General features: G+C 38.7%; 3 protein-coding genes, 5 tRNA genes and 1 rRNA gene. 8 read left to right on the plus strand and 1 reads right to left on the minus strand.

The window, feature by feature from the left end:
* Window positions 1-37: 37 nt before the first annotated feature.
* From PSE83_RS20230 to birA, 4 genes are all read left to right on the plus strand, one after another.
* A tRNA-Thr gene (locus tag PSE83_RS20230) sits at window positions 38-113 on the plus strand.
* 26 nt (window positions 114-139) lie between these two features.
* Window positions 140-255 (plus strand): 5S ribosomal RNA (gene rrf / locus PSE83_RS20235).
* Window positions 256-410: 155 nt separating this feature from the next.
* Window positions 411-1445 (plus strand): UDP-N-acetylmuramate dehydrogenase, encoded by a 1035-nt coding sequence (gene murB, locus PSE83_RS20240; protein WP_004264360.1) that lies wholly within the window; start codon window positions 411-413, stop codon window positions 1443-1445.
* The gene (gene birA / locus PSE83_RS20245; RefSeq protein WP_004264363.1) at window positions 1442-2416 is read left to right on the plus strand and encodes a bifunctional biotin--[acetyl-CoA-carboxylase] ligase/biotin operon repressor BirA; all 975 of its coding nucleotides are present in this window, start codon (window positions 1442-1444) and stop codon (window positions 2414-2416) included. The genes murB and birA overlap by 4 nt, the downstream gene beginning before the upstream one ends.
* Before the next feature lie 39 nt (window positions 2417-2455).
* Here birA and coaA read toward each other — a convergent pair whose 3' ends face one another.
* Window positions 2456-3406 (minus strand): type I pantothenate kinase, encoded by a 951-nt coding sequence (gene coaA, locus PSE83_RS20250; protein WP_004264367.1) that lies wholly within the window; start codon window positions 3404-3406, stop codon window positions 2456-2458.
* A 426-nt stretch (window positions 3407-3832) separates the two neighbouring features.
* Here coaA and PSE83_RS20255 point away from each other — a divergent pair.
* From PSE83_RS20255 to PSE83_RS20270, 4 genes are all read left to right on the plus strand, one after another.
* Window positions 3833-3908 (plus strand) — tRNA-Thr (locus PSE83_RS20255).
* A gap of 15 nt (window positions 3909-3923) precedes the next feature.
* Window positions 3924-4008: transfer RNA gene (locus PSE83_RS20260), tRNA-Tyr, on the plus strand.
* Between the two features lie 75 nt (window positions 4009-4083).
* A tRNA-Gly gene (locus PSE83_RS20265) sits at window positions 4084-4158 on the plus strand.
* 6 nt (window positions 4159-4164) lie between these two features.
* Window positions 4165-4240: transfer RNA gene (locus PSE83_RS20270), tRNA-Thr, on the plus strand.
* Window positions 4241-4359 lie beyond the last annotated feature (119 nt).

The raw sequence follows: 4359 nt of genomic DNA on the forward strand, positions 1-4359 counted from the left end.
TTAAGGTTGTGTCAGTACTGACTGACCGCACCATATTGCTGATATGGCTCAGTTGGTAGAGCACACCCTTGGTAAGGGTGAGGTCCCCAGTTCGAATCTGGGTATCAGCACCATATAATCGGCATTTAAAAAGAATTTACCTAGCGGCAATAGCGCGGTGGTCCCACCTGACCCCATGCCGAACTCAGTAGTGAAACGCCGTAGCGCCGATGGTAGTGTGGGGTCTCCCCATGTGAGAGTAGGGAACTGCTAGGTTTTAAATATAAAAAAGCCACCCATTGGGTGGCTTTTTGCATTCTACTAATAGAATAATTTTCACTAATTATCTTATTTTCTTAATCCTGCTATTCACTCTTAATCCAGCCTGATAGACTTATCTTATCTTTGTTTTATTTGTACTGAAGGCTGTAATGAACCTAACGTCTGAACTTAAATCATTTAATAGCTTTGGCATTCAAGCAAAAGCACTATCAATTGTTTTTGTGGATAACCAAGAATCTCTACTCCAGCAATGGAGCGAGGCTAAAAATCAGCAACTCCCAGTATTATTATTAGGAGGGGGAAGCAATGTTCTATTTGTTGAAGACTTTGCAGGTGTAGTAATCATCAATCAGCTAAAGGGTGTACAAATAACAGAAGATATCAGCTATTGGTATGTTCATGCTCAAGCAGGTGAAAATTGGCATCAATTACTTGAAACGTTATTGAGTGAAGGTGTTTGTGGTGCGGAAAATTTAGCGTTGATCCCAGGTTGTGTAGGTTCTGCGCCCATTCAAAATATTGGTGCTTATGGTTTAGAGCTAAAAGATATATGTCAGTATGTTGATGTACTTTCTCTAGATACAGGTAAAGTAACACGGCTAACAGCTGCAGAGTGTCAGTTTGGCTACCGTGATAGCATTTTTAAGCATGAATATCAATATGGCTATGTCATTATCAGTGTTGGGTTAAAACTTGCTAAAGAATGGACGCCTAAGCTTATATATGGTGACCTTGCTCAGCTTGACCCCAATACAGTAACACCAGAACAAGTATTTAACTCTGTATGCCAAACGCGCAGAAGCAAATTACCTGATCCGGCAATAACAGGTAATGCAGGGAGTTTCTTTAAAAATCCTATTATTTCAGCAGAAAAAGCACAAGCCATAAAAATAGCTTACCCTAATTGTCCTCAATATAACCAAGAAGATGGAAGCGTAAAGCTAGCAGCAGGGTGGCTTATCGACCAATGTGGTCTGAAAGGACATGAAATCGGTGGTGCTGCAGTACATAAGCAGCAAGCATTGGTTTTAATCAATAAAAACAAAGCGACAGGGCAAGACATTGTCAGTCTAGCAAAATATGTGAGTCAAAAGGTTTTAGAGCGTTTTGGTATACATTTAGAGCCAGAGGTTAGGTTTATTGGTAAAAATGGCGAAATAAACGCAATGGAATGTATTCAATGAAAGAAAGAAACACCCCACTAGATCTCATAAATATCTTGGCCGATGCACAAGTGCATTCAGGAGAACAGCTAGGAGATAAACTAGGGATGACCCGCGCAGCGATCAATAAGCATATAAAAACGCTACGTTCGTGGGGAGTAAATGTACAAACGGTAACCGGTAAAGGGTATAAGTTACCTTTCCCTATTAACCTACTTAACGAAGATACAATAAAACAGCGAGTTGATGACGTAAATATTATAGTTGAACCCGTTATTGATTCTACTAATCAGTACATGTTGGAGAGAATTACTGAATTACAGTCAGGGGATACGTGTCTTGCTGAGTATCAAAGTGCTGGGCGAGGCAGAAGAGGAAGGCAATGGATATCACCATTTGGATGTAACCTTTACTTATCCATGTACTGGAAATTAGACCAAGGCCCTGCGGCGGCAATAGGGTTAAGCTTAGTTGTTGGTATTGTTGTCGCTGAAACGTTAAATAAATTAATTGGTAATAAAGTCAAAGTCAAATGGCCTAATGACCTATATATGAATGATAAAAAGCTTGCAGGAATTTTGGTTGAATTAACGGGTAAAACAGGGGATGCAGCTCATATTATTATCGGTATTGGTATTAATATTGGCATGAATAAAGAAAGTTCTGACAGTAGCGAAAACATAACTCAAGCCTGGTCCTCTCTATCTGACGAGTTTGAAAATATAGAGAGAAATGAATTATCAGCAAATATAATTCAAGCTTTGAGGAATTCATTGGTTTTATTTGAAAAAGAAGGGCTAAAACCATTTTTAGAAAGATGGGTTGAGTTAGATAATTTTTTAAATAGAAATGTTAAGCTATTGATTGGCGATGAAATAATAACGGGAATTGAACGTGGGATTAATGAGCAAGGTGCATTATTGCTACAAAAGGATAATGGTGGAATAATTCCCTACATCGGTGGTGAAATATCCTTAAGACCAAATGAATAATATATTATTGGCCGGGGAGAAACCGGCCAATATAAATAATCACTTTCTTAATCTAACACTCTGAATAGAATGATTCTCACCTTTAGTCATAATTAAACTGGCTCTTTCCTTTGTTGGTAATATATTTTCTTCAAGGTTTAGCCCATTAATTTCATCCCAAATAGAGCTAGCAATATTAATTGCCTCTTCTTCCCTAAGTTTAGAATAACTATGGAAGTAAGAGTCAGGATCTGAGAATGCACCTTGCCTAAATTTAAGGAACCGACCGATATACCATTGCTTTAATAATTCAGGTGCAGCATCAACATAAATGGAGAAATCAACAAAGTCAGATACAAATACATGATGGGGGTCTTGTGGATAATCCATATCACTTTGTAAGACATTCAGCCCTTCGAGTATTAAAATATCAGGTTGATCAATTACCTGTTCTTCATCAGGGACAATATCATACGTTAAATGCGAATAAACCGGAGCCTTAACATTACGTGCACCTGATTTTATTTGCGACACGAAGTTGACTAGTTTTCGCATATCATAAGATTGCGGAAAACCTTTTTTCTTCATGATATTCCTATCTTTTAATACTTGATTAGGATGTAAAAAACCATCAGTTGTGATCAAGTCGACTTTACGGTGTTCAGGCCAACGTGTGAGTAGCGCTTGCAGCAAACGTGCTGTTGTACTTTTACCAACGGCTACACTACCTGCTATACCAATAATATAAGGCACTTTTGCGCCATTAGTTCCAAGGAATTGCTCTAGAACAGCCTGACGACGTAAGTTTGAACTAATATAAAAATTCAGTAAACGCGATAAAGGTAGATAAATTTCTATAACATCTTCCATAGAGAGTTCTTCGTTAATCCCTTTTAATTCTAGAAGTTCACTCGATGTTAATGTAAGCGGTACTGAATCACGTAAAGTTGCCCAGTGTTCTCTATCAAACTCTAAGTATGGCGTAGTAATAAAATTTTCTTTCTTTTTCATAAACCAACATCTGCCTATTTTATGCAGGTTGGACAGGTTGCCTAAACACCCGTATCCATAAAATTTGCTAGCATAATAGCGAGGGAAAGTGGGGAGGCGTAGGTTTTTTTCTATTTTTTATCAGTTTTTTTTGATGCAGGCAGAAAAAATGATACTGAGTGATGAAAAAAACACCTAAGAATAAGAGGGTAAAACTGTGACATCGAATAAAAAATAATGATTTTAAAAATTTTAAGCCTTTTTCTCCCTTTACTGACCAAATGATAATGGACTATAGTTAACAGCTGCTGTTGATGTTTTAAGCTTAAAACAGTTAAAAAATCAACAAAAATGCGAAAAGCGAACAAAATGTGAGCGAACAAACAAAAAAGTTAATTTTTTTGTTGCAACCTGCGCCGACTCTACCTAGAATGCGCAGCACTTGATGCCGGCATAGCTCAGTTGGTAGAGCAACTGACTTGTAATCAGTAGGTCCCGAGTTCGACTCTTGGTGCCGGCACCATTAAAAATTTGGATAGGTGGGATACCCAAGCGGCCAAAGGGAGCAGACTGTAAATCTGCCGTCACAGACTTCGAAGGTTCGAATCCTTCTCCCACCACCATCTCCAAGAAATTTTCTTAAGAGAAAATTTTGAGGAACAGTTTAACAGCTGATAACTCAGGTAGCCGAGTTCATTGCGGGCATCGTATAATGGCTATTACCTCAGCCTTCCAAGCTGATGATGCGGGTTCGATTCCCGCTGCCCGCTCCAAGATGTGCTGATATGGCTCAGTTGGTAGAGCACACCCTTGGTAAGGGTGAGGTCGGCAGTTCGAATCTGCCTATCAGCACCACTTCCTTTATGTTCTCACTTATCTCCCTGATTTGTCTCCTGAAAAAAAACAAGCGAAATAATTCTTGCTTGGTTGATGTGGTTTAACCACCGATTCCGTGTCTTAGAGGGACAATCTAA

This window comes from Providencia sp. PROV150 (genome assembly GCF_028481025.1).
Classification (GTDB): Bacteria; Pseudomonadota; Gammaproteobacteria; order Enterobacterales; family Enterobacteriaceae; genus Providencia; species Providencia hangzhouensis.